General features: G+C 66.5%; 25 protein-coding genes. 15 read left to right on the forward strand and 10 right to left on the reverse strand.

Annotated elements, in window-relative coordinates:
• Positions 1-127: 127 nt before the first annotated feature.
• From LG3211_RS19630 to LG3211_RS19640, 3 genes are all read right to left on the reverse strand, one after another.
• Entirely contained in the window at positions 128-1,375 is a 1,248-nt protein-coding gene (locus LG3211_RS19630; RefSeq protein ID WP_083512681.1) for an acetyltransferase domain-containing protein, read from the reverse strand.
• A 95-nt stretch (positions 1,376-1,470) separates the two neighbouring features.
• Positions 1,471-2,376, reverse strand: a complete 906-nt coding sequence (gnd, locus tag LG3211_RS19635; protein ID WP_057944304.1) for a phosphogluconate dehydrogenase (NAD(+)-dependent, decarboxylating) — start codon at positions 2,374-2,376, stop codon at positions 1,471-1,473.
• A 506-nt stretch (positions 2,377-2,882) separates the two neighbouring features.
• Positions 2,883-3,992, reverse strand: coding sequence for an alpha/beta fold hydrolase (locus LG3211_RS19640; RefSeq protein WP_057944305.1), 1,110 nt, complete (start codon positions 3,990-3,992; stop codon positions 2,883-2,885).
• 283 nt (positions 3,993-4,275) lie between these two features.
• On the opposite strand from LG3211_RS19640, the gene LG3211_RS19645 reads away from it, so the two are divergent.
• Both LG3211_RS19645 and LG3211_RS19650 read left to right on the forward strand, forming a co-directional pair.
• The gene (locus LG3211_RS19645; protein WP_057944306.1) at positions 4,276-4,680 is read left to right on the forward strand and encodes a YciI family protein; all 405 of its coding nucleotides are present in this window, start codon (positions 4,276-4,278) and stop codon (positions 4,678-4,680) included.
• 41 nt (positions 4,681-4,721) lie between these two features.
• Complete coding sequence (locus LG3211_RS19650) at positions 4,722-5,261, forward strand: SRPBCC family protein (RefSeq protein WP_057944307.1); 540 nt, start codon at positions 4,722-4,724, stop codon at positions 5,259-5,261.
• A 79-nt stretch (positions 5,262-5,340) separates the two neighbouring features.
• On the opposite strand, the gene LG3211_RS19655 is transcribed toward LG3211_RS19650, so the two are convergent.
• The 4 genes from LG3211_RS19655 to LG3211_RS19670 form a co-directional block, all read right to left on the reverse strand.
• The gene (locus tag LG3211_RS19655) at positions 5,341-6,243 is read right to left on the reverse strand and encodes an aldo/keto reductase (RefSeq protein WP_057944308.1); all 903 of its coding nucleotides are present in this window, start codon (positions 6,241-6,243) and stop codon (positions 5,341-5,343) included.
• A gap of 162 nt (positions 6,244-6,405) precedes the next feature.
• Complete coding sequence (locus LG3211_RS19660; RefSeq protein ID WP_057944309.1) at positions 6,406-6,957, reverse strand: HD domain-containing protein; 552 nt, start codon at positions 6,955-6,957, stop codon at positions 6,406-6,408.
• Between the two features lie 182 nt (positions 6,958-7,139).
• A complete protein-coding gene (locus LG3211_RS19665) occupies positions 7,140-7,565 on the reverse strand; it encodes a RidA family protein (protein WP_057944310.1) in 426 nt (141 codons plus the stop codon).
• A 311-nt stretch (positions 7,566-7,876) separates the two neighbouring features.
• Positions 7,877-8,290, reverse strand: a complete 414-nt coding sequence (locus LG3211_RS19670) for a rhodanese-like domain-containing protein (protein ID WP_057945615.1) — start codon at positions 8,288-8,290, stop codon at positions 7,877-7,879.
• 92 nt (positions 8,291-8,382) lie between these two features.
• Here LG3211_RS19670 and ftrA point away from each other — a divergent pair, with 92 nt between their 5' ends.
• From ftrA to LG3211_RS19690, 4 genes are all read left to right on the forward strand, one after another.
• Positions 8,383-9,417, forward strand: a complete 1,035-nt coding sequence (gene ftrA, locus LG3211_RS19675) for a transcriptional regulator FtrA (protein WP_083512682.1) — start codon at positions 8,383-8,385, stop codon at positions 9,415-9,417.
• 230 nt (positions 9,418-9,647) lie between these two features.
• The gene (locus tag LG3211_RS19680; protein WP_057945617.1) at positions 9,648-10,472 is read left to right on the forward strand and encodes an alpha/beta fold hydrolase; all 825 of its coding nucleotides are present in this window, start codon (positions 9,648-9,650) and stop codon (positions 10,470-10,472) included.
• A gap of 80 nt (positions 10,473-10,552) precedes the next feature.
• Positions 10,553-11,008: a pentapeptide repeat-containing protein gene (locus LG3211_RS19685; protein WP_057944311.1), complete on the forward strand. Its 456-nt coding sequence runs from the start codon at positions 10,553-10,555 to the stop codon at positions 11,006-11,008.
• Between the two features lie 38 nt (positions 11,009-11,046).
• The gene (locus tag LG3211_RS19690; protein ID WP_148649026.1) at positions 11,047-11,979 is read left to right on the forward strand and encodes a hypothetical protein; all 933 of its coding nucleotides are present in this window, start codon (positions 11,047-11,049) and stop codon (positions 11,977-11,979) included.
• Between the two features lie 30 nt (positions 11,980-12,009).
• Here LG3211_RS19690 and LG3211_RS26540 read toward each other — a convergent pair whose 3' ends face one another.
• Positions 12,010-13,539 carry an amidohydrolase family protein gene (locus LG3211_RS26540; protein ID WP_057944313.1) on the reverse strand — a complete coding sequence of 510 codons (1,530 nt, stop codon included), beginning with the start codon at positions 13,537-13,539 and terminating at the stop codon, positions 12,010-12,012.
• 217 nt (positions 13,540-13,756) lie between these two features.
• On the opposite strand from LG3211_RS26540, the gene LG3211_RS19700 reads away from it, so the two are divergent.
• The 8 genes from LG3211_RS19700 (at position 13,757) to LG3211_RS19735 (ending at position 20,187) form a co-directional block, all read left to right on the forward strand.
• Positions 13,757-14,440 carry an SIR2 family NAD-dependent protein deacylase gene (locus LG3211_RS19700; protein ID WP_057944314.1) on the forward strand — a complete coding sequence of 228 codons (684 nt, stop codon included), beginning with the start codon at positions 13,757-13,759 and terminating at the stop codon, positions 14,438-14,440.
• 131 nt (positions 14,441-14,571) lie between these two features.
• The gene (locus LG3211_RS25950; protein WP_148649027.1) at positions 14,572-15,099 is read left to right on the forward strand and encodes a hypothetical protein; all 528 of its coding nucleotides are present in this window, start codon (positions 14,572-14,574) and stop codon (positions 15,097-15,099) included.
• 144 nt (positions 15,100-15,243) lie between these two features.
• Positions 15,244-15,792: a hypothetical protein gene (locus LG3211_RS19705; protein WP_148649028.1), complete on the forward strand. Its 549-nt coding sequence runs from the start codon at positions 15,244-15,246 to the stop codon at positions 15,790-15,792.
• Positions 15,789-17,309, forward strand: coding sequence for a Tle-like phospholipase domain-containing protein (locus LG3211_RS19710; RefSeq protein WP_057944316.1), 1,521 nt, complete (start codon positions 15,789-15,791; stop codon positions 17,307-17,309). Before LG3211_RS19705 ends, LG3211_RS19710 begins: the two co-directional genes overlap by 4 nt.
• A gap of 57 nt (positions 17,310-17,366) precedes the next feature.
• The gene (locus LG3211_RS19715; protein WP_057944317.1) at positions 17,367-17,936 is read left to right on the forward strand and encodes a hypothetical protein; all 570 of its coding nucleotides are present in this window, start codon (positions 17,367-17,369) and stop codon (positions 17,934-17,936) included.
• Between the two features lie 345 nt (positions 17,937-18,281).
• The gene (locus LG3211_RS19725) at positions 18,282-18,764 is read left to right on the forward strand and encodes a hypothetical protein (RefSeq protein ID WP_057944319.1); all 483 of its coding nucleotides are present in this window, start codon (positions 18,282-18,284) and stop codon (positions 18,762-18,764) included.
• Between the two features lie 62 nt (positions 18,765-18,826).
• Positions 18,827-19,324: an SRPBCC family protein gene (locus LG3211_RS19730; protein WP_057944320.1), complete on the forward strand. Its 498-nt coding sequence runs from the start codon at positions 18,827-18,829 to the stop codon at positions 19,322-19,324.
• Entirely contained in the window at positions 19,324-20,187 is an 864-nt protein-coding gene (locus tag LG3211_RS19735) for a sterol desaturase family protein (RefSeq protein ID WP_057945618.1), read from the forward strand. The genes LG3211_RS19730 and LG3211_RS19735 overlap by 1 nt, the downstream gene beginning before the upstream one ends.
• A 49-nt stretch (positions 20,188-20,236) precedes the next feature.
• Here the strand turns inward: LG3211_RS19735 and LG3211_RS19740 are convergent, their stop codons facing one another.
• Both LG3211_RS19740 and LG3211_RS19745 read right to left on the reverse strand, forming a co-directional pair.
• Positions 20,237-20,854 (reverse strand): glutathione S-transferase family protein, encoded by a 618-nt coding sequence (locus tag LG3211_RS19740; RefSeq protein ID WP_057944321.1) that lies wholly within the window; start codon positions 20,852-20,854, stop codon positions 20,237-20,239.
• A 45-nt stretch (positions 20,855-20,899) separates the two neighbouring features.
• A complete protein-coding gene (locus tag LG3211_RS19745; RefSeq protein WP_148649029.1) occupies positions 20,900-22,393 on the reverse strand; it encodes a M20/M25/M40 family metallo-hydrolase in 1,494 nt (497 codons plus the stop codon).
• 143 nt (positions 22,394-22,536) lie between these two features.
• On the opposite strand from LG3211_RS19745, the gene LG3211_RS19750 reads away from it, so the two are divergent.
• A complete protein-coding gene (locus LG3211_RS19750) occupies positions 22,537-23,013 on the forward strand; it encodes an Lrp/AsnC family transcriptional regulator (protein WP_057944322.1) in 477 nt (158 codons plus the stop codon).
• The last annotated feature ends 12 nt before the right edge of the window (positions 23,014-23,025 follow it).

The following is a 23,025-nucleotide window of genomic DNA, read 5'->3' on the forward strand; positions in this document are numbered from 1 at the left end:
CTCGCGCATGCTCGAGCCCGGACTGCCTGCGCAGGCTAGCGCGACGCGAGAGAAGACATCGTTGTCATCCGTGACCGCACGTGTGAAAGCGGCATGCGCCGCCTCTCAATTAGACCAAGGTCTTAGATCATAAGTAACTCAACCAGCGGTCGCGGCGGCGGCGTTTGACTCCTGCGAACCAGCCAGACAACGGATACAGGATCGCCAGCACCAGCAGCCACATGCCGAACACCGCCGGCAATCCCATGCCCCAGCCTGCCTCGAGCAGGCGCTGGCCGTTGCCGATGATGCCGGGGAACGCCGACGCCGGAATTCCGCCGGCGACGCCGATCGCCACGGCCAATCCGTGCGCCAGATAGATGTGCAGCAGGTAGGTGAACAACGGCGTTCGGCCGTAGGCAAGCAGCACCGGACGCAACGGGCCGCGCAATCGCTCCAGGGCGAGCATGAGCAGCAACGACACGCCCAATGTCGCCAGGACATATTGCAACGACGGCGGATACTTGGAGACGTTGACGAACGACATCGCATCGAAGAGCGGATCGGTCATGCGCCGCCACGGCCTGGGATCGCCGAACGCCACCACGCCGCGCAGGATCGCGAACGTCGCCAACAACGCCAGCGCCAGCGCAGCGATCGCGCGTCGGCGCCGCTCCGCTTCCAGCAGAAACATCGGCCCCAGGCCGTAGCCGATCAGCATCACGCCGGTCCACGGCAGCGCCGGATAAGCGACGAAACTTTCGATGCCCGGCAACGGGCCCGGCCGCATCAGCACGGTCCACAGCGGCGCCCACGCGCCCAGCGACCGCGCATCGAACCCGCCCAGGAAGCCGTGCCCGGCGACGATCAGCACGCCCAGCGCCAACACCGCCTGACGCGGCAGCCACAGCAACGCGGACATCGCGATCATGGAAAAGCCGATCGCCCAGATCACCTGCAGGAACACGAACGGCCACAGGAACTGGAAGCCGAAACCGACCACGGTCAGTTCCAGCAGCACCAGCCAGGCGCCGCGCGAGAGCGTGAAGCGCGACAGTTCGGCGCGGCTCTTGCCGCCGACGCCCTGCAGGTAGATCGACACGCCGGCGAGGAAGACGAAACTCGGCGCGCACAGATGCGTGACCCAGCGCGTGGCGAACAGCGCGGGCGTGGTCTGATCCAGGTCGGTAGGGCTGAACTGCAGCGCCTGGCGATGGAAGAAATCGCGAACGTGGTCGAGCACCATCAGGGCGATCACCAGACCGCGCAAGGTGTCGATCATGTCCAGCCGCGCCGCACCCAGGCGGGTCAGGCCGGGCGCGTCGGCAACGCTCGCGGCCGGTGCGGAAACGGCCGCGTCGGCCGGGATCGATGACGGCGGCGATGGCATGGACATGCGCGGGCCTGCAAGCGCCGCCGGATGCGCGGCTGGCCGCGAGCATAGCGCGGCCGCCGCGACGCGCGCCGGGCTCAGAGCCCGGCGGCGTCAATTCATTCCTTGCGGATCGCGTGCCCGCCGAACTCGTTGCGCATCGCCGCGAGCAGTTTGTCCGCGAAGGAATCCTTGTCGCGCGAGCGCAGGCGTTCGAGCAAGGACGCGGTGATCACCGGCGCTGAGACGTTGAGGTCGATCGCCTCGGCCACGGTCCAGCGGCCTTCGCCGGAGTCTTCGACGTAAGCCGCGATGCCGTCCAGGCTCGGATTCTTGCCGAGCGCGTCCGAACTCAGGTCCAGCAGCCAGGAACGCACGACGCTGCCGTGGCGCCAGATTTCGGCGATCTGGTGCAGGTCCAGGCCGAAGTCGGCCTTATGGCCCATGATCGCGAAGCCTTCCGCATAGGCCTGCATCAGGCCGTACTCGATGCCGTTGTGGACCATCTTGGTGAAGTGTCCGGCGCCGCTGGGCCCGACCCGGCCCCAGCCGCGATCGGCCGCCGGCGCCAGGGTTTCGAAGATCGGCCGCAGGCGTTCGACCGCGGCTTCTTCCCCGCCGATCATCAGGCTGTAGCCTTCCTTCAGGCCCCATACGCCGCCGCTGGTGCCCGAATCGACGTAGTGCAGGCCGTGCTCCGCCAGCTCCGCGGCGCGGCGCATGGTGTCTTTGTAGTTGGAGTTGCCGCCGTCGATGATCGTGTCGCCGGGCGCGAGCAGCGGCAGCAGTTCGGCGATGGTCGCATCGACCACCTTGCCGGCCGGCACCATCAGCCACAGCGCGCGCGGCGCCGGCAGCGCGGCGACCAGTTCGGCCAGCGACGCCAGCGTACCCACACCGCGCGCGGCGGCTTGCTCGCGCGCCGCCGGGCCGGGATCGTAACCGCTGACCTTGTGTCCGCCGCGCACCAATCGCTCGGCCATATTGGCGCCCATGCGCCCGAGGCCGACCATGCCCAGTTCCATGCTGACTCCTTCGTGTTTATGCGTTCGAATGCGGTGACGCGGCGGGCGCTGACTGCGGCGCCGCGAAGTTGCCGATATTCCGGCTTGTGGCGATAAAGAAGTGTGAGCGTGTTGGCGTTGGGCAAGGGGTGCGTGGGTGTGACGGTATATTCCATCTTGGTGTGGTTGGCTGGTGTCGTTCCGGCTTGGGGCGATGGGACGACTCGGCGTTCTTACCTACCGTCACTCCCGCGAAGGCGGGCTCTGCTTTACTTCAGCGGCGCCGAACATCCAGTGACTTCAGGCGTTCTCGCACGAAAGGCCCTGGATTCCCGCCTTCGCGGGAATGACGGACTTGAAGGGATGCGGCTACCTTGCACGAAAGACGCTGGATGTTCGGCGCCGCCGAAGTAAAGCAGAGCCCGCGTTCGCGGGAATGACGGGCGTGGGGAAGCGTGACGAAACGGGACGACGATGACTGAGCCAGTATCAGATACCTCTCGCTTCTTGCCGAAGTCCGCCCCCACCTACCGCCCCTCGCCCCGCTTGCGCATCTGCATCGCCTCGAACACCGCGATCGCCGGTGCCGCGGGCTGATCGCCGGGAATGTCGTGCGAACTGTTGGCGATGGTCACCCGCTTGGCCAGCCGCGAGGTCGCGATCAACGCCATATGCGTCTGTTCGCGCGCATCGGTCAGCGCCTTGAGATCGTCCGGCGGCGCGCCCGCGTACGGCTGGTCGGCGCTGAGCACGATCACCGGTTTGCCGTCGTGGCGCTCGCTCTTGGGCACGGCGCTGCCGTACATCGACAGGCGGTCCTGCGAGCCGGAAATCATGGTCTGCCAGAACGCCGGCTTGGAGCGCCAGGCGCGGATGGCGGCGTTCAATTTGTCGCTGTAGTTCGGGTTAGGCCCGCGCAGGCAGTTGCGCAGGCCGGACGGCGGCTTGGCCGCGCTCAGCCGGCCGTCCTTCGCGCCCTGCTCGCAGGCGGCGTACAGCGCGAGCATCTTCGGCGCGATCGCGGCCTCGGTCTTGGCGTAGGCGGCGGAAAACTCGCCGACGTTCTGCTCCGGCGGATCGACCAGCACCAGCGCGGCGACCTGCTTGGGATAGCGCTCGTCGAAGCGGCGCACGATCTGGCTGCCGTAAGAATGGCCGACCAGGATCAGCGGCGTTTCCAGGTCGGCGGCGTCGATCAGCGCGTGCAGGTCGGCGACATCGGCCTGCAGATCGCGCGGCAAGGGACCGGCGTCGCTGTGGCCCAGGCCAGCGCGATCGTAGGAGCACACCCGGTTCTGCAGCGCGATCTGCGGCTGCGACTTGGCCCAGGCCAATGAGTCGGCGCCGAAACCCGACTCCAGCAGCACGGTCGGCTCGCCCTGGCCGGTGCAGCGCAGGTTGAGCCGGCGGCCACCGCCGATGTCCACGAGCCGATCGGGTTCGGCGTACAGGTCCAGGCTCGTATCCGGCGCCGGTCGCGCCTTCGAGGCGCCCTTGCCGGCAGCCGCCGGCGCGGCCTTGGCCGCGGCCGGTCGCGCCGGCGCCGGCGCATCGAAGGCCCGGGCCGCGCCCAGGCTCAGCAACAGGCCAGCCAGACTCCAGGCCCATGCATTGCGTGCGACCTGCCAATTGCTCATTACCGCCCTCGCCTTCGGTCAATGAAGGCGCGATGGTAAGCAGTCCCTTGGTCGCCGCTGCGGCATCGCGGCACACGCAAGACAGATTCGATTCAGTTCCGCGGCGGCTGCCGCGTGGATCGCCGCCGGGTCGCCGTCGCGGGCGAGGCGAAATATTTTTCGCCCGCGTGTCGATCCGGCGCGCGCCGGTTCGTCGTCCTTGCAAGAACGCGGTGCCGCAACCGGCTTAAACGCCAAGCCTGCCCGCCGCGTCTACCCAACGACAACGACAGGAGAAACACCCATGCGCTACATGATGCTGATGATTCCGCAAGGCTACGAATCCGCGAAGGCCGGCACGCTGCCCAGCGCCGAACAGATCGAGACGATGAGGGCTTACAACCAGGAACTGCAGGAAGCCGGCGTGCTGATCTCGCTCGATGGCCTGCATCCGCCGTCGATGGGCGCTCGCGTCAGCTTCCGCGGCGGCCGGCCCACGGTCACCGACGGCCCGTTCCCGGAGGCCAAGGAAGTGCTCGGCGGCTTCTGGATGCTCGATGTGGCTTCGCGCGAGGAGGCCATCGCCTGGGCCAAGCGCTGCCCGGGTTCGGACAACGAGACCATCGAGATCCGCAAGGTCATGGAAATCGAGGACTTCCCCGCCGACGTGCAAGAATCGGTCGAGCGCCTGGAATCGCAAGGCCGCTGATCGCGGCATCGCCTCTTACCCGAACCTCAGGACGCCTCTCCATGCTGCAGATCATTCTTCTGGCAATCGCCGCGCTCATCGTGTTGTTCCTGGCCGTGGCGGCGATGCGGCCATCGGATTTCCGCGTCGAGCGCAGCATCCTCATCGACGCGCCGCCCGCGGCCGCGTTCGCCCAGGTGCAGGATTTCCACCGCTGGCCGCAGTGGTCGCCGTTCGAAAACGTCGATCCCCATCTGCGCCGCAGCTACGAAGGCGCCGCCTCGGGCGAAGGCGCGATCTACGCCTGGGTCGGCAACAAGGACGTCGGCGAGGGCCGCATGCTGATCCTGGAAACCCGCCCGGACCAGTACATCAAGATCCAGTTGGATTTCCTCAAGCCCTTCGAAGCCCACAACCTGGCCGAATTCACCTTCACGCCGGTCGGCGCGCGCACCGAGGTGACCTGGGCCATGAGTGGCCGCCACAACTTCCTGTTCAAGGCGATCGGCATCTTCATGAGCATGGACAAGATGGTCGGCGGCATGTTCGAAAAAGGCCTGCGCGACCTCAAGCGGCTCAGCGAGAATTCGTTCGCGCAATAAGCCGTTGCCAATGCGCGCAAACACGAAGGCCGCCGGAATACCGGCGGCCTTCGTGTTTGCGCGATGGCGTCCCGCGGCCTCAGGCCACTTCGCGGCCCGCGGCGGCCTGCCAGATTTCGTACCAGTCCTGCGCGCTGAGCTGAATCGTCAGCGCCTGCACCGCATCGCGCAGGCCCTGCACGCGGCCGCTGCCGGTGATCGGCCACGGCCGCGAGGGATGCCGCAGCAGCCACGCATACGCCATCGTCGCCACCGACGCGCCGCCGTGGCGTTCGCCCACCGCCGCCAGCACCTCGCGCACCTGCCGGGCGTGGAGGTCGGCGTCGTCGAACAAGCGCCCGCCGCCGAGCGGCGACCAGATCATCGGCCGCATCGCCAGCGCCTGGCATTGTTCCAGCGTGCCGTCGTCGAGCGGCGGCAGATGCAGCGGCGACAGTTCGATCTGATGCGTGGCCAGGCGATGGCGCGAGTTCAACAGCGCCAACTGCGCCGGCGTGTGGTTGGACACGCCGACATGCAGCACCTTGCCGGCGGCCTTCAGGTCTTCGAAGGCGCGCGCCAAGGCATCGGCGTCCATCAGCAGATCCGGGCGATGGATCAGCAGCAGATCGAGGCGATCGGTGTTCAACGCGCGCAGCGAATTGTCGACCGAAGCCAGCACGTGCTCGCGCGAGCTGTCGTAGGACTTGATCCGGTGCTCCGGCCGCTGCGCCGAAGTCAGCTTGATCCCGCACTTGCTGACGATCCTGATGCGATCGCGCAAGGACGGCTCGGCCGCCAACGCCTCGCCGAACAACGACTCCACCCGGTAGTCGCCGTAGATATCGGCGTGATCGAAGCTGTCGATGCCCAGCGCCAGGGCCTGATGGATCCAGTCCCGGCGCTGATCGACATCGAAGTTCCAGTCGGCCATGCGCCACACGCCGGCGACGATGGGCGACAGTTGCAGGGCGGGCGTTTCGGTTTCGGTATGGACGGGCATGGCATGGACGCGGATCGGGGGATGCCCAGTCTATCCTGCGCCGTCCGCAACGCTGTGCTGCGGGAGCGGAGCGAGCCTCCCAGCCAGGCTCATGCGCCGTAGCGTTTGCGCCGATACATCAGCAGGCCGCGGCGCGACCTCGCTGAACCTGCCCCGGCGGGTTCAGGCGGCGCTGTCCGCCAATTCCTCGACGTGCGCGTAGACCGCGTCGAACACCGCTTCCAGACCCGGGTGCACGCCGCGCACGCCGGCGATCACGCGGGCCGACCACTCGAAGTATTCGCGCTTGCGGGCGGCCGACCAGTCCTTCGGCGGCGTCTGCAGCAGATCGCGCAGGTTGCAGATCTTGTCTGCAAGCTTGATCAACTGCGCCGGCGCCGATGCGTGCGCGGCGTGTTCGATCTGCAAGCGCTTGCGCTCGTGCTTGCTCAGGGATTTGTCGTCGCTGACTTCCAACACCACCGCGGCGATCTGCGCGCCGAATGCGGCCTCGATTTGCGCAGCGGTGGTTTCGGTGTCTTCGATGGTGTCGTGCAGCAACGCCGCGCACAGCACCAGCGGGTCGTCGATGCCTCCCTCATTGGCCAGCACATCGGCCAGGGCCAGCGGATGGTTGATGTACGGCGTGCTGGCGGCGTCGAGACGGCGCTGATGGCGGTGGCGCTCGGCGGCGAACGCCGCGGCGCGCAGGATCAAGGCTTGCGATGGATTCATACGGGCTCCTGCTGACGTCCAACCGATCGCGCCACGCAGTCGGGCTGCGCGGGCGGGGATTGGAAGGCGGGGATGGCGGCGAACGGCCGCGGGACGCGCCCGTTGCAGGCGCGAACACAATTTATCACGTTCGCGCCGCGCACGGCCGCCGCCGGTCGATTCCGGCGGCGACAAGCCTCGACTCAGGCCGCTACCGCGGCGCTCGCCTCGATCTCGAACAACATCCCGTCCAGGGCCAGGCGCGGCACCGGAATCAAAGTGCAGGCGGGGCGGTGATCGGCGCCGAACGCCGCCACCAGTTCTTCCCCGAACACGTGCAGCCGCTCGTGGCTGTGATCGACCACCAGCACGGTGAACTTCACCACATCGCGCGGGCCGGCGCCGGCCGCGGCCAGGGCGGTGATCAGATTGGCCATGGCCTGGCGCACCTGCGCGCGGAAGTCGGGATCGAGCGCGCCGTCGGCGGTTTCACCGCCCTGCCCCGCGACCAGTATCCAGCGCGCGCCGGCTTCGACCTGGGCCAGATGCGAATAGCCGTTGGGCGCGGGGTCGTACAGGCCGACGGGATTGCTGAGGGCGAAGACCGGCCGGGGAGATGCGGAGTTCATGCGGATTCCTTGCGAATGGGGGATGGCGATGCGGCGATGCGGACGCGTCGATGCGCGTCTTCGAATCGCTCGCCACGGTACGACGATACAGCCCGCTTCGCCGTGACATGCGCGCCGCGAAGAAATTTTTCGCTCAGCCCCCGCCGCGCCCGGCGGGCAAGGCGAACACCTCGCTCAACGCGCGCGGCGTTCGGATTCTCGCGTTCGGCCGCCACGCGGGCAGGCTACCGGCCCGACGGCGGATACCGATCGCGTCGCGACTCCATGGCGGAATCTGCCATCCAACTTGCGCGAAGGCGCCGCGGCTTCGCTCACGCCGCCGCCTCGGCCTCCCCGCTCGCCAGCGCGAAGCCTTCGTCGAGCCAGCCGGTGACGCCGCCGGCCATCAGCTTGACCGCATAGCCCAGCTCGGCCAGCCGCACCGCGCCGCGTGCGGCGCCGTTGCAATGCGGGCCGGCGCAGTAGACGACGAACAAGGTCGAGGCCGGGTACGCGGCCATGCGCGAGGCGATGATCTTGCGATGCGGCAGATTGATCGCGCCGGGCACGTGGCCGCGCGCGTACAGCTCGGGGCTGCGCGTATCGACCAGCACGAAGCCGGGCTCGGCCGTGGCCATCGCGGCGTGGGTGTCCCAGCAATCGGTCTCGAAGGCGAATTGCGACTGGAAGTGCGCCAGCGCCGATGCGGGCGCGGCGGCGGGAATCTCGGTGACGGCATTGCGCATGATCAACTCCGGCGAGGTAAGGACGACACGCTCATTGTCGGCAGCGCCCGTCTGCGCCACCATTGGCAGGATTGCCACACTTCGATCAAATCATGCCGAAGTCCGCCGCAGTGCTCCGCAAGCCCGCGCGCGCCGCCGCGAAGACCGGCGCGCCGATCAATCCGCGCGTGGCGGTGCTGGCCTACGAAGGCCTGTGCGCGTTCGAATTTTCCTGCGCGGCGGAAGTGTTCGGGTTGGCGCGGCCGGAACTGACCCGCGAACGCCTGGGCCGCGATTGGTACCGCTTCGAAACCTGCGCCGCCCAGCGCCGCCCCTTGCGCGGCCAGTACGGCCTGAAAATCCAGGCCGACGGCGGACTGGACCGGCTGGCCCGCGCCGGCACGGTGATCGTTCCAGGCTGGAGCGGCAGCGACGCGCCGGTGCCCGCCGCCATCGCCGACGCCCTGCGCGAAGCGCATGCGCGCGGCGCGCGGCTGCTGTCGATCTGCTCGGGCGTGTTCGTGCTGGCCGCGACCGGTCTGCTCGACGGCCGCCGCGCCACCACGCACTGGCGTTACCTCGAAACCCTGCGCGAACGCTATCCGCGCATCCGCATCGACGCCAACGCCTTGTACGTGGACGAAGGCCACCTGCTGACCTCAGCCGGCAGCGCCGCCGGACTGGACCTGTGCCTGCATCTGGTGCGGCGCGATTGGGGCCCGCGCATCGCCAATCACGTGGCGCGGCGCCTGGTGATCGCGCCGCATCGCGAAGGCGGCCAGGCGCAGTACATCGAACGGCCGGTGCAACGCAGCGAACGCGGCGCGCTGGCGCCGCTGCTGGACGACATGCGCAGGCGCCTGGCCGAGCCGCTGACGATCGCCGAACTGGCGCGGATCGCGGCGATGAGCGAGCGCAGTTTCATGCGCCACTTCAAGCAGGCCACCGGCGCCACGCCGGCCGACTGGCTGATCCAGGCGAGGGTCGAGCGCGCGCGCGAACTGCTGGAAACCACGCCCGCCTCGATCGACCGCATCGCCGGCGAGACCGGCTTCGGCAGCGCGATCACCATGCGCCACCACTTCCGCCGCAAGCTCGGCGTCAGCCCGCGCGACTATCGGCAACGCTTCGCGCGCGAACGCGGCTGAAGCGCGGCGGCGCGGCGCAATGAGCGCGCGCGCTAAATCCGATCGCGATAACCGTCACGAATCGACAATCACGCTGTCCGGCGCCACCTGCTTTGCCCGTGGACCGGTAATGGGCCGCGTCCTCGCGCCGCCCGTTCTCCAGCTTCCGCCAGGATGGCATGCCGCGAGCGGCCGCCCTGGCCGTGCGCGGACTGCTGTCGCGCGGGCACCCCACCGACCACGGAGCCCCCATGAGCACCTTCACCACGCGCGCCGGTATCGAGTTGTACTACAAGGATTGGGGCAGCGGTCCCGCGGTGGTGTTCTGCCACGGCTGGCCGCTGACCGCCGACAGTTGGGAAGCGCAGATGTTCTTCCTGGCCGGCAACGGTTTTCGCTGCATCGCCCACGACCGCCGCGGCCACGGCCGTTCCGCCCAGCCTTGGGACGGCAACGACATGGATCACTACGCCGACGATCTGGCCGAACTGATCGAACACCTGGACCTGCGCGATGCGGTCCTGTTCGGTTTCTCCACCGGCGGCGGCGAAGTGGCGCGCTACATCGGCCGTCACGGCACCGCGCGGGTCGCGAAAGCCGGACTGATTTCGGCGGTGCCGCCGCTGATGCTCAAGACCGAGCGCAATCCCGGCGGCTTGCCGAGCGAGGTGTTCGACGGCCTGCGCGCGGCCTCGCTCGCCGACCGTTCGCAGTTGTACAAGGACCTGGCCGCCGGCCCGTTCTTCGGCTACAACCGGCCCGGCGCCAAGCCTTCGCAAGGCGCGATCGACTGGTTCTGGGTGCAGGGCATGGCCGGCGGCCACAAGAACACCTACGACTCCATCGCCGCGTTCTCGGCCACCGATTTCACCGAAGACCTGAAGAAATTCGACGTGCCGACCTTGATCGTGCACGGCGACGACGATCAGGTCGTGCCGATCGACGCCGCCGGCCGCGCATCGGCCAAGTTGATCAAGAACAGCAAGCTCATCGTCTACCCGGGCGCGCCGCACGGATTGACCGACACCCACAAGGACCGGCTCAACGCCGATCTGCTGGCGTTCTTGCAAGGCTGAAACCCGAGGCCGGGCGCCCGGCGTTTTCGCCGGGCGGTGCGGGCGCTAAGCTGGGCCCGCACCGACACGATGGGCCGGCGATGGCGACCGACAAACGACGCGTAGCGTTTACCGACGAAGACGGCGATCACCTGGGCGTCTACTACCTGCCGGCCGATTCGATCGACTGCGAGGACGGCGATTTCAGCGCCCTGTGCGCAATGGGCACCGCAGTCTTGCGCGGCCGCAGCTTCGCGCGCTCCAATCTGTATTGGGCCATCCTGGCGGACAGCGACCTGTCCGGATGCATTTTCCAGGGCGCGGATTTGCGCGGCGCGAACTTGCGCGGCGCGAATCTGGCCGGCGCGAATCTGCGCGATGCCGACCTGGGCCTCGACGCGCTCGGCGGCGCCACCCGCGTGCAAGGCGCCGATTTCAGTGGTGCGCAGTTGCACGGCTGCAAGCTTGAAGGCGCGCAGTACGACGACAGCACCCGCTTCCCGGCCGGCTTCGATCCTGTATCCGCGGGCATGATCGAGACTGCGCCGCGGCGCTGATATCCCTCGCCTGCATCCGAATGGACTCGACCCACGTCATGAAGACTCTGCAACTGTGGCCCATTGTCACGCTCGATCCGGGCTCGGGCGAACTGGTCGCTTTCGATCCCGGCCCGCAGCGCACGCTGTATACCCTGCATACGCTCGGATCGCCGGATCATCGCGGCGGCGGCCCGGCTTCGTCGAAGCACCGTCCGGTCGCGTCGCGGCGCTATCGCGCGCAGGCCTGGCTCGACGGCGAATGCGTGTTGGACGCGATCATCGACGACAAGCATCACAACATCCATCACTTGCAACCACTCGGCGACGATCTGTTGCTGGCCTGCGCGCGCTCCCATCAGCGCGGCGGTTACAGCCGCCTCAACGGCCGCGTGTACTCGCGATCGGGCGAGTTGTTGCGCGAATTGGCGCTGGGCGACGGCATCGAGCATCTTCAGACGACGGCGCGCGGCGAGATATGGACCGGGTATTTCGACGAGGGGGTATTCGGCGACGACCCGATTTCCACCGCGGGCCTGGTCGCCTGGGACGCGCAAGGAACGAGCGTGTTCCGCTACGATCCGCCGGCACCGCTGGACAGCATGGCCGATTGCTACGCGCTCAACCTCGCCAGCCATAACGAAACCTGGTTGTGCTACTACACCGGCTTTCCGCTGGTGCAACTGCGCGATCACCGCATCGTGCGCTCATGGACGTTGCCCGATCCCGCGATCGGTTCGCATGCCTTCGCCGTGCATCATCGCCATGTCCTGTTCGCCGGAGGCTACCGCCATCGCGATACTTATCACTTGCTGAGCCTGGATGACGGTCCACAGGCCTGCGCGGCGGCGAGTTTCGAATTGATCGACGAAGACGGCGAGCCGCTGCGCGCGGCGCGCATCGCCGGCCGCGGCGATACGCTGTACCTGCTCAGCGGCCGGCGCATTTACGCCTGCGACATCCATCGGGCGATCAGCGAATCCGGCCGCTGACCGCCGCCTCGGCGATCGCCGGCGCCAGGCTCACGGCGCCGCCGGCTTGCGCGCCTGCAACTGCCGCTCCAGGTCGCGCTGGAAGGCTTCCCCTTCGGCCAGCTTGCGATCTATCTGTTCCATCGACAGCCAGCGCCCTTGCGCGAACACGCCGTCGATCTTCGCCACGTTCTGGACATCGGCCAGCGGATCGGCGTTGAGCAAGACCAGGTTCGCGCGTTCGCCCTCGCGCACCGCGCCGCTGCCGGCGCCCGGGTCGAACAGGCGATGGGCGTTGATCGAGGCCGCGCGCAGCACTTCCACCGGCTTGAGGCCGATCTCGCGCAGTTCGATCATTTCCTGTTGTGCCGACACGCCGAACGGCAGCCCAGGCAAGGGAGCGTCGGTGCCGACAGTGAAGCCGACCCCGCGCTTCCACAACTCGCGCGCGAGCACGCGGCCGAAGTCGTAGCCGGCCGAGAAGCGGTCGGCGTTCTCCTGATCGCGGAAGGCCTGGCTCAGATAGCGGTTGGCCGGCGGCGCCCACTCGCGGCGCGTGACCGGATCGACCAGTTTCAGCCATTCGCCGGGAACCGGCGGCACTTCGCGCTGCACGTACATGCCGACGATGGTCTTGAGCGTGATCAGGCCGGGCGACACCGACATGCGGCTATCGACCATCGCCTGCGCCAGCGCGTCGATGTCCTTCGGCGCCAGATCGCTGCCGAAACGGGCGAAGCGCGCCAGCTCTTCGATGTGGGCGACGTTGGTCATCGGATGGGCGAAGGTGAAATCGCGATCGGCGCAGGTGCCGCAACCCAGTTGCGGCAGATGGCCGGTGGTGATGAAGCCCTGTCGCTTGGATTCTTCGACCACGGCCAGATAGGTTTCGCGATTGAGGAACTGATACGGCTTGATGAAATCGTAGCCGCGTTCGCGCGCGCGGCGCACCGCGGTGACGCCGTCGGCGGCGGTGGTCGGCGCCTCGGGTTTCGACGCCGGCACCGCGCCTTCGGGCTTGGCCGCGACCGCCGCGCGCGGGCCGTTGATGAGCTTGCCAACGTACAGCTTGGGCCCGTCGATGCGGCCGGCATCGATTTCGCCGCGCAGCCACAACAGGTCGTCATCGCTGCTCACGCTGCCGCCCAGATTGGCCGCGCCGGTAACGCCGGCCTTGAGCAGGCTCAACATCACCTGGCGGTCGTAGCGATGGTCGCGGCCCAGATCCAGGCCGGACAGCGTCGCGTCCTTGCTGCCGCGAATCGCGCCCTCGGTGGCCAAGTGCAAGTGCGCATCGACGAAACCGGGCACCAGGAACTTGCCGCGCCCATCCACCACCGACGCGTCCTTGACCTTCGCCACCGCGCCGGGCGGCAGAATCCGCGCGATCTTGCCGTCGCGAATCAGCACCGTGCGATGCGCCAGCACTTCATCGGTATCGGCCGGAATAACGGTGACATCGCGAACCACCCAGCTGCCGGCGGGCTCGACGGACGCGGCGGCCGGCGGCGCCGTCGCGGTTGCGGCGGCCGCCGTTGCCGGCGCCGCGCCCAAGACCATGCCCAGCAGATAAGCGATCATTCCTGTCTCCCACTCGTGAGGTGTCGATGATAAGCACCGGCCGCGAAGCCGCGGCGGCCGGAATCGGGCGGCGCGCTCGCAGCGTCCGCCCTCAACAGATGCGCGTCGTTGCGTTATGGTTGAAAGATCCGCCGCAATCGTTGCCGCCCCGCGTGGCCGCACCGGCGGGCGCGGCGATCGCGATCGCGACGCCGGCGTCCGATTCAGAGTGTCGAACATGAAACAGAACATCGTCGTATTCACCGGCGCCGGCGTCAGCGCCGAAAGCGGCCTGAAGACCTTCCGCGACATGGGCGGCCTGTGGCACGAGTATCGTCTGCAGGACGTCGCTTCGCCGCAGGCATTCGAGCGAGACCCCGCCACGGTCCTGCGTTTCTACAACGAGCGCCGCAAGGCCGTGCTGGCCGCGCGCCCGAACGCCGCGCACGAGGCCATCGCGCGGCTTGAGGACAAGTACAGCGTCGTCGTCATCACGCAGAACATCGACGACCTGCACGAGCGCGCCGGCTCCACCCACGTGATCCACGTGCACGGCGAAATCCTCAAGGCGCGCAGCAGCGCCGACCAATCGCGCATCTACACGCTCAAGGGCCCGCTGATCGAGATCGGCGATCTGTGCGAACTGGGCAGCCAGTTGCGTCCGGATGTGGTCTGGTTCGGCGAAGGCGTCCTGCACCTGGAGCAGGCGGCGCAGCATTTCTCCAACGCCGACAAGGTGCTGGCGATCGGCACCTCGCTGACCGTATTCCCGGCCGCGGGCCTGGTCGATTACGCCCCGCCCACCGCCGAGCGCGTATTCGTGTCGCCCGAACTGCAGGAGGTGCCGCGTTATTACCGCTTCCTGCAGGGCACCGCGGTGGAGACGGTGCCGCCGTTGGTGGCGCGGTGGTTGTCGCACTGAGACGGCTCATCCGTCTTCGGCACAGTTGAATCGCGGCGGTTAAGCCGCTCGGTCTTCGGGCACATTTATTCAACCTTGAAGGTCGCGTCCACAGGACGTAGCCTCGAACCCAGCCGCTTCAAGGACTGGATATGCGCCGACACCGCTCATGGATGATGCTGAACCCGTCATCAGCTTTGACCGCATGCGACTTTCGCCCGTCCGCCGGTAGAGCCACGCAGTGGCTTGAGCAGAACCCACAGCCCGGGCAACGACCATCGAGGCTTACCTCTGCGCCAAGGGACAGCAATAATGAAAAAATCCAGAAATTACTGCTCCTTGGCTTTTTCACCATGCTGGCTTCATGCGGATGCGAGACCGGCCATGTCGGAACTGTCTATTCCCCAGACAGAAAACACAAAGCGGTGCTCGAACAATCACAGGGCGCCCCAGGGATGTGTTTTACCTCGGTACACGTGATGAGCGTCCCCCCAATGGAAGCAAGCACAGTCACTGATCCGATTGCCGGATTCGAAGCTCCGTACGACTACAAGCAGCTGAAGATCCGATGGATTTCAAACGACACCTTACAAGCGTCCTATCCAGGATTTCGACCTGGCGAGTTTCCACGTTCGAGCTTCCGTTCCGGAGACGAGATCAAATTCGAATTTCCAAAGTGACCGGCTCGACGTTGGCGATGTCTGCGACGAGCCTAAAAACGCGAGGCGTCTCAAGGAATGGATATGCGACAACACCTTTTGTGGATTGGCCTGAGTCTGTTGCTGCTCTTGTCCGCTTGCAGCTCTTCCTCGCACGAGAAAATCATGCCCGACTTCAAGCAGAACCCGCACCCCAAGCAGGCCTACCTGCTGACCCTGACCATCGCCAATGCTCCAGGCCCATTCAAGTCAGTCGCGGGCATCGTGCAATTCGACGTGGTGACGCCGGAATGTCTACCGCCTCCCAGCGAGAACGGTGGCATGCCCTGGCCGATACCGGTCCATCACATCCCGATTGCCTGGACTCGGGTCAGTGACACCGAATACACCGGCCTGGTGCACCTCGATGAAATGATCGATGAGGACTACTACGGTCGTGGCGTGTGTCGCTGGAAGTTGATCCAGGCTCGCGCGGATCTGATGGCTACGGGAGCGAAAGGTGAAACTCGGTTCATACCTAGTATCGATTTGAACCAATTGGAAGCGCAGCAGGCTCAAGCCACCTATTTCGTAAGGGCGGACTATTTAGATACTGAGATCACGAGCCTGGAACATCCGGTTAATTTCGGGGAAACCGAACGCTCGACCATGACTCATCTGCGAGACAGCGAACTGTTCACTGTCTCTCTCGCTCCAAAGGCAACCAAGTCATGACCATCACGTCCCAGCAGTACGCCCATCTGGCATCGCATTCCTACGGCGAAGTGCACAACGGACTGAAAGGCCAAATTCACCATCTCGTCGGCGATAAATTCGAACGCGAAGGTGTAACGTACAAGGTCTTGGAATCCATGGATCGCCCGTCCGGCTACCAGGGGGCCATCTACCAGCGCGTGGATACCGGCGAGATCGTGGTGGCGCATCGCGGCACCGAATTCGATCGCGAGGCCAAGAGAGATGGCCTCATTGCAGACGGCGGCATGGTGACCAAAGGCGTCAATCCCCAGATCGATGACGCGCTGGAGTTGACTAGGCACGCATTGGACCACGCAAAAAAGAGTGTTCGTAGATACGGCCATATCCCCGAAGTCACCACCACCGGCCATTCCCTAGGCGGCGGCCTGGCCCAGGCCACCGCGCACAAATTCGGCCTGCGCGGCGAAGCCTTCAATCCCTACGGCGCCGCCAGCCTCGACTACGGCGTGCCCGAAGGCGGCAACCGCTTCGTCAATCACGTCATGGCCGGCGATGCGGTCAGCGCCGCGAGTCCGCATTACGGCCAGGTTCGCGTCTACGCCAAGCCGGAAGAAATCAGCAGTCTGAAAGCCGCCGGTTACAACAACCACGAAGGCCTTTCGACCGACGCCCTGCATCGCGCTCCGATCGTGGCGGCGGTGCTGTCCGGAACCAAGGGCACCTCGCACAACATGGACAACTTCCTTAACGTTGATGGCGCCGGCAACAAGGATGTCTCCGTCCTCAGCGATCCCAGGACCCAGGCCTTGGCTAAGCAATACGAGCCGATGATCGACAAGTACCGCGACGATGTTCGCCACTTGCGCGGCGGCATCACCCAAACCGTCGAAATCGGCGAGAAAGTGGTCGAGCTGCACGAGAAGGCTGCCAAAAGAGCTGTCGAGACCGGCGTACAGACCGGCAAGGCGGTCGTCGACACCGGCGAGAAGATTCTTGAACTGCACGAGAAGGCCGACAGGAAGGCCGCCGAGCTAGGCGTGCAAGTCGGAAAGCAAGCCATCGAAACCGGCGAGAAAGCGGTCGATCTGGGCGTTTATGCCGGGAAGAAAGCCATCGAGGCAGGCGAGCACTTTGGCAAGAAGGCCGCCGAACTGGGCGAAAGCGTCGGCCGGAAGGCCACGCAGGTCGGGGAGAACGTCGGCAAGAAGGCGTACGAAGCGGCCGACAGCATCAGCGACTTCCTGCACTCCAAAGCCGCTGCAGTCGGCGCCGGCACCGCGCTGCTCAGCAGGGACCCCTTGGCCTTCGTCAAACAAATGACTCAGGCCCATGCCTCCGGCGATCGGGAAACTTTCCGCGCGATGACCCAGTCCGCCGCGAACCACGATGCCGGGCAACAACTGCGCCAACAGGCCGTCGCCACCGTCGATCGGCAAGAGCAACAGCAAGCGGCCGAACGCTTGGTCGCGCAACAGCAGCAACAACGCGAGCAGCAGCAAGCCGCATCGCATAGTCACGGTGGCCGCTCGCGCTGAGTCGCCCGCCCTCGCTGAAACTTGCCGTGACCGTTCGCCAAAGGAGAAATGCCCCACATGGACCAGCAGGAAATGACCGAGCTGATCAGCGCGACCGCCACGCTCATGGAACAGTTCGAACGCAACTGCACCCAGATCGAACACCAGCAGCGCGCATTATCGCAACAGTTGAAAACACTGTCGCTGCAGCTTCCGGAGACCGTCCGGCAATCGGCCGACGCCACCTTGAGCCATCTGCCTGGCGCACTGATGGGCAAACTGCAAAGCGGCCTGGAACAGCCTGTTGACGATTATCAAAAGCGCTTGAGCCAAGCCGGCGCGCTTTTGGGCAACGGGTCGCAGGCGCTCGCTCAGCAGCTGCAGCGCATGGAAGCTCTGCACAAGAACCTGCTCTGGAAAACCTCCGCCGTGCTTATCGGGTGCATGGGGCTGCTGCTGGCCGGCGGCGCCTGGCTGTCCACGCACTATGCCGGCGTGATTCGCGACAACCAGATCGCGGCCGACAAACTCAAAGCGATCAACAGCGCCGATCTAACCCTGTGCAGCGGCCGTCTGTGCGCCAACATCGATCGCAAGGCCCAGGGGTACGGCGACAAAAGTCAGTACCTGCCCGTGCAACAACGATGATCGACGACACGGCCGCAACTTCGCCCCGACTGGGATGCGAACAGGCGGTGGTGCCGATCGCATGAAACGCTCAGCGCCGCGGCGGCCGGATCGGGCGGCGCGCTCGCAGCGTCTGCCCCAACAGATGCGCGCCGTTACGCTATGGTTGAAAGCCCCCCCATGATCGCCGCCCAGCGCGAACGCATCGACGGGCGCGGCGCGCGCGATCGCAGGGCCGGTTCCCGATTCAGAGTGTCGAACATGAAACAGAACATCTCGGTCGCCTTGTTCTGGCGGATGTCCCGATACAGGCAAGCCGGCTTCGCTGACGTTAGGATCAACCCATCGGATCACAGGTGACAGCCGATGCTCGCCTCGAAAGCCTTCGTGTTCTCCCTCATGGCGACGACCCTGGCCGTCTGCATCGCCGCGCCGGTGTTCGTGCTGCAAGCCAGTCCGTACATGCAGCCCGGACAGAACTGGACGGGGGGGTTGCTGATGGGCGAGGACTTGCGCCTGCTCGATTCCGGACGTTACGTGAGCCGGCCGTGGCGCGATATCTGTCCGCGCGATTCGTTTTCGTACGGCAGTTGGCGCCGATCGGGCGATGTGATCGTGTTGCACGCAGACCGGCCCGACGTTCCCGAGCGCCGCCTGTGCGCGGCCACGATAAGAAATTGCCCGATGCTGATTCCGCTGGACCAAAAGAACCCGGTGAAGTGGATCAGCCCCGGGGTCGTGTTCGGCCGCGACGGCGAACGATGCGTCGGACGTCTTGACCGGGACGGTCACACCGGCCGTCTGTTGCGCGGCCTGAGCTGCCTCAAGCCCGAACGCAAGCCCGACTAGGCGCCCCGCAAAACATACGCAAGCGTGTGGACAACCCACTGAGCCGCTCCTAGACTCCGGCCATGCGCCTTTCCCTCACCGCCGAACGCAGCATCGCCGCCGCGCCCGAGGCGGTGTTCGCCCTCGCCCTCGACAGCGAACGCTTCCCGGCGCTGTTCGAAGGCTACGGGCCGATTCCCGGACTCAAGCGCATCACGCCGCTGGCGCCGGCCGCGGTCGGCAGTCTGCGCGCGCTGGAAAACCGCGACGGCTCGAAGTTGATGGAGCGCATCACCGTGCTCGATCCGCCGCGCCGCCACGCCTATGTGCTCAGCGGCTTGCGCCCGCCGCTGTCGTGGCTGGCGCGCGAAGGCCACGCCGATTGGCGCTTCGAAGCCGAACACGACGACGGCAGCGAATCGACGCGGGTGGTGTGGCGCTACGAATTCGAACTCACCAGCGCGCTGGCCTGGCCGCTGGCCGCGCCGCTGCTGCGCGGCTTCATGCGCGCGGCGATGCGGCGCTGCCTGGACCGCATGGCGCAGAGCCTGGAAGGCGCGTGGCGCAAGGAGCGCGGCTGATGCAGGACTGGATTCTGCTGGCGCTGGCGCCGGTGTTCCTGCTGTTGATCGCGCTGGAGGCGTGGTATTGGCGCAAGCGCCGGCCCGATCAATACAGCCTGCGCGATACCTTGTCGAACGCGGCGCTGGCGTTGATGCACCAGGCCAGCGACGCGGTCGCGTGGCTGATCGTGATCGGCATCTACTACGCGGTGTACGCACACCGTTTGTTCGAATTGCCGCCGGCCTCGCTGTGGACCATCGCCGCGCTGTTCCTCGCGCAGGATTTCTTCTACTACTGGTTCCATCGCGCCAGCCACCGCATCCGCTGGATGTGGGCCTCGCACGTCACCCATCACTCTTCCGAACGCCTGAACCTGTCCACCGCGTTCCGCCAGAGCCTGACCTACCCGATCTCGGGCATGTGGCTGTTCTGGCTGCCACTGGCCTGGATCGGCTTCGAGCCCAAGCACATCGTCGCGGTGGTGGCGATCAATCTGGCCTTCCAGTTCTTCGTCCACACTCAGGCGGTGGGCAAGCTGGGCTGGCTGGAGAAAATCTTCAACACGCCCTCGCACCATCGCGTGCATCACGCCCGCAATGCGAAGTACATCGACCGCAACTACGCCGGCGTGCTGATCGTCTGGGACAAGTGGTTCGGCACCTACGTGGAAGAAGACGAACAGGTGCCGTGCGAATACGGCATCGTCGGCCAGGTGCGCGGGCACAATCCGATCCGGCTGACCTTCCACGAATGGATCGCGATGTTCCGCGATGCCTGGCGCGCGCGCGGGCTGCGCGGCGTGTTCGGGCAGTTGTTCGGGCCGCCGGAACGCTCGCTGTCGCATCTGGATGCGGCCGCTGGAAACGAAGCCGGCCGCTAGGATCGGTTGCCGGCGCTGTTGTTCGCGCCACGACCGGCGCGGGCCCCGCTCAGTCCTGGGTTTCGCCCGACAGCGGCGTCGCCCGCATCGATTCGCGACGCTCGAACGCATCCAGCCACGCGCTCAGTCGCGGCCGGCCGGCGCGGAAATCGGGCAGCTCGCGAAACTCCAGCCAGCTCAGCGCCGTCGCCACCGCGATATGGCCCACGTGCACGGCCGTGTCGGTATCGAGTTCGCGTTCCAGCCAATCGTAGCTTTCGATCAGCTTTTGCGTGTAACCCGTGCGTAGCGCCTCATAGCGCAGCGCTTCGGGCCGGCGCACGGTTTCCCAGCGCACCTTGATGCCGAAGTCGGCCAGCCCCTGCGCCAGCGCCTGAAGTTGCAGCACATGCCAACGCGCTTCGCCGTCGCGCGGAATCAGCGGCGCGCCATCGTGCAGCGTGTCCAGGTAGGCGCAGATGACGTCCGAATCGAATATCGGCGTTTGTCCGGGGCGGATCAGCACCGGCACCTTGCCGAGCGGATTTTGCGCATAGACCGTTTCGTTGCGCAGGGTCGGGCTGGTCTCGTGATGCACGACCTCGATGCGATCGGCCAGACCGGCCTCGTGCGCGAACACCAGCGCCTTGCGCGCATACGGCGAGTGGGTTTGATAGAGCAGTTGCATGGCGAACCTTATGAGTTTGCAAAAGCGGAAGAGGGGCGCAAGGCGCTACGCGACGGCGCTCAGGCTATCGGTTCGCGCCGTGTCGTGGGTGGTGCGCGCGGCATCGTGCAGCACCTGGGCCAAGGCTGCGGTGAGCCGGCGCGCGGTGGGCAGGTGCAGGAATTCGTTCGGCCCGTGGGCGTTGGATTGAGGGCCCAGCACACCGGTGACCAGGAACTGCGCATGCGGATAACGCTCGCCGAGCATGGCCAGGAACGGAATGCCGCCGCCTCCGCCGATCAGGGCGCTGGCGCGGCCGAAGGCGCGTTGCGAGGCGCGCTCCAGACTCTCGGCCAGCCACGGCGCCGCCGCTGGCGCATGCCAGCCGCGGCTGGCGAAATCCAGTTCGAAGCGCACGTCGCTGCGATACGGCGGGTCGGATTCGAGCAAGGCCTGCAAGCGTTTCGCCGCCGCGTCCGGGTCCAGAGTCGGTGGCAGGCGCAGGCCCAGTTTGAGCGCGGTAAACGGCTGCATCACCGCAGCCGCGTCGGCCACGCGCGGCGCGCCGTCGATGCCGGTGATCGCCAATTGCGGCCGCCAAGAACGATTGAGCGCGAGTTCGCACAGATCGTCCTGCACCGGCTGTGTCCGCGCGTGGAACGGAAAGCTTTCGAGCAACCCCGGCCCCAATGCGGCCGCCGCCATCGCGGCCTGTTCGCGGCGGTGGCGCGGGATCTCGACGTGGAAGTCGGCGACGATCTCGCCGGTCGCGGGATCTTCCAGCCGCGACAACAACTGCCGGGCGATGCGGAAACTCGACGGCACGATCCCGGACGCATCGCCGGAATGCACGCCTTCATCCAGCACCCGCACTGTCAGGGTGCCGGCCACCTGTCCGCGCAGCGAGGTCGTGGTCCACAGTTGCTCATAATTGCCGCAGCCGGCATCGAGCGCGACGATCAACGCAGGCTGGCCCAGGCGCGGCGCGAGTTGTTCGATGTAGGCCGGCAGATCGATGCTGCTGGATTCTTCGCTGGCCTCGATCAGGATCTGGCAACGCGGATGCGCCAGGGACTGTGCGCGCAAGGCGAGCAATGCCGCGATCGCGGCGAAGATCGCATAACCGTCGTCGGCGCCGCCGCGACCGTACAGGCGATCGCCTTCGAACACCGGCGTCCACGCATCGCGCCCCGGCGCCCAGCCCGGCATCGGCGGCTGTTTGTCCAGATGACCGTAGATCAGCACCGGCGCATCGCTTGCACCGCGGCCATGCGCCGGGATATCGATGAAGATCAGCGGCGTGCGCCCGGGCAGCTGCAACGCTTCGATGCTGGCGCCGGGCACCGCGATCAGATGCTCGCGCGCCCAGGCGGTCATCAGGTCGGCCGCGCGTTGCATATGGCCGTGCGCGGCCCAATCGGGATCGAAGGCCGGCGACTGGCAGGGGATGGCGATGTAGTCGCACAGCGCCGGCAGGATGCGCTCCTGCCAGAGGCCATCGACATGGCCTTGCAGCGCGGCGAAATCCAACTCGGCCGAATCCAGCTTGGGAGCATCCATGACGGCACCTCGGGGGGAGGCGGAAAGGCTAACGGCGCCGGCGCGCGTTTGCGCCGCATAGCGACGGCGCCGGACGCGGTTTTTCCGCGCCTGCCGCCTGCGCTGGGTGATTTTTCGCCGACGCCTGGATTTAAGATGCGCGCATGAAACTCGACCGCTTCGATCGCCAACTGCTCAATCTGGTGCAGGAAGACGCCGGCCAGACCGCCGAGCGCCTGGCCGAACAGGTCGCGCTGTCGCCCTCGGCGATCCAGCGCCGCCTGCGGCGCATGCGCGAGGACGGGGTGATCGTGCGCCAGGCGGCGCTGCTCGATCCCAGGCAGATCGGCAAGCCCACCTTCTTCATCGTCTCGCTGCAGGTCGAGCGCGAGCGCCCGGAACTGCTGGCGCAACTGCGCCGCTGGCTGTCCGCGCAGGATCAGGTGCAGCAAGTGTTCTACGTCACCGGCGAGGCCGACTTCGTCCTGGTGATGACCGCGCCGGATACGGAGAACTTCGACGCGCTGATGATCCGCATGGTCGAAGACAACCCCAACATCAAGCGCTTCACCACCAATGTCGCGCTCAGCCTGGTCAAGCGCGGGCTGACGATTCCGGTATCGCTGGACGAAGACGACTGAGCTGCGCGCACG

Origin of the sequence: Lysobacter gummosus (assembly GCF_001442805.1) — a bacterium.
In the GTDB taxonomy this organism is placed as follows: domain Bacteria; phylum Pseudomonadota; class Gammaproteobacteria; order Xanthomonadales; family Xanthomonadaceae; genus Lysobacter; species Lysobacter gummosus.

Bases quoted from the DNA above. Each gene is read 5' to 3' on its own strand.
- LG3211_RS19630 (WP_083512681.1), bottom strand. From the start codon at position 1,375: ATGTCCATGCCATCGCCGCCGTCATCGATCCCGGCCGACGCGGCCGTT.
- gnd (WP_057944304.1), bottom strand. From the start codon at position 2,376: ATGGAACTGGGCATGGTCGGCCTCGGGCGCATGGGCGCCAATATGGCC.
- LG3211_RS19640 (WP_057944305.1), bottom strand. From the start codon at position 3,992: ATGAGCAATTGGCAGGTCGCACGCAATGCATGGGCCTGGAGTCTGGCT.
- LG3211_RS19645 (WP_057944306.1), top strand. From the start codon at position 4,276: ATGCGCTACATGATGCTGATGATTCCGCAAGGCTACGAATCCGCGAAG.
- LG3211_RS19650 (WP_057944307.1), top strand. From the start codon at position 4,722: ATGCTGCAGATCATTCTTCTGGCAATCGCCGCGCTCATCGTGTTGTTC.
- LG3211_RS19655 (WP_057944308.1), bottom strand. From the start codon at position 6,243: ATGCCCGTCCATACCGAAACCGAAACGCCCGCCCTGCAACTGTCGCCC.
- LG3211_RS19660 (WP_057944309.1), bottom strand. From the start codon at position 6,957: ATGAATCCATCGCAAGCCTTGATCCTGCGCGCCGCGGCGTTCGCCGCC.
- LG3211_RS19665 (WP_057944310.1), bottom strand. From the start codon at position 7,565: ATGAACTCCGCATCTCCCCGGCCGGTCTTCGCCCTCAGCAATCCCGTC.
- LG3211_RS19670 (WP_057945615.1), bottom strand. From the start codon at position 8,290: ATGCGCAATGCCGTCACCGAGATTCCCGCCGCCGCGCCCGCATCGGCG.
- ftrA (WP_083512682.1), top strand. From the start codon at position 8,383: ATGCCGAAGTCCGCCGCAGTGCTCCGCAAGCCCGCGCGCGCCGCCGCG.
- LG3211_RS19680 (WP_057945617.1), top strand. From the start codon at position 9,648: ATGAGCACCTTCACCACGCGCGCCGGTATCGAGTTGTACTACAAGGAT.
- LG3211_RS19685 (WP_057944311.1), top strand. From the start codon at position 10,553: ATGGCGACCGACAAACGACGCGTAGCGTTTACCGACGAAGACGGCGAT.
- LG3211_RS19690 (WP_148649026.1), top strand. From the start codon at position 11,047: ATGAAGACTCTGCAACTGTGGCCCATTGTCACGCTCGATCCGGGCTCG.
- LG3211_RS26540 (WP_057944313.1), bottom strand. From the start codon at position 13,539: ATGATCGCTTATCTGCTGGGCATGGTCTTGGGCGCGGCGCCGGCAACG.
- LG3211_RS19700 (WP_057944314.1), top strand. From the start codon at position 13,757: ATGAAACAGAACATCGTCGTATTCACCGGCGCCGGCGTCAGCGCCGAA.
- LG3211_RS25950 (WP_148649027.1), top strand. From the start codon at position 14,572: ATGCGCCGACACCGCTCATGGATGATGCTGAACCCGTCATCAGCTTTG.
- LG3211_RS19705 (WP_148649028.1), top strand. From the start codon at position 15,244: ATGCCCGACTTCAAGCAGAACCCGCACCCCAAGCAGGCCTACCTGCTG.
- LG3211_RS19710 (WP_057944316.1), top strand. From the start codon at position 15,789: ATGACCATCACGTCCCAGCAGTACGCCCATCTGGCATCGCATTCCTAC.
- LG3211_RS19715 (WP_057944317.1), top strand. From the start codon at position 17,367: ATGGACCAGCAGGAAATGACCGAGCTGATCAGCGCGACCGCCACGCTC.
- LG3211_RS19725 (WP_057944319.1), top strand. From the start codon at position 18,282: ATGCTCGCCTCGAAAGCCTTCGTGTTCTCCCTCATGGCGACGACCCTG.
- LG3211_RS19730 (WP_057944320.1), top strand. From the start codon at position 18,827: ATGCGCCTTTCCCTCACCGCCGAACGCAGCATCGCCGCCGCGCCCGAG.
- LG3211_RS19735 (WP_057945618.1), top strand. From the start codon at position 19,324: ATGCAGGACTGGATTCTGCTGGCGCTGGCGCCGGTGTTCCTGCTGTTG.
- LG3211_RS19740 (WP_057944321.1), bottom strand. From the start codon at position 20,854: ATGCAACTGCTCTATCAAACCCACTCGCCGTATGCGCGCAAGGCGCTG.
- LG3211_RS19745 (WP_148649029.1), bottom strand. From the start codon at position 22,393: ATGGATGCTCCCAAGCTGGATTCGGCCGAGTTGGATTTCGCCGCGCTG.
- LG3211_RS19750 (WP_057944322.1), top strand. From the start codon at position 22,537: ATGAAACTCGACCGCTTCGATCGCCAACTGCTCAATCTGGTGCAGGAA.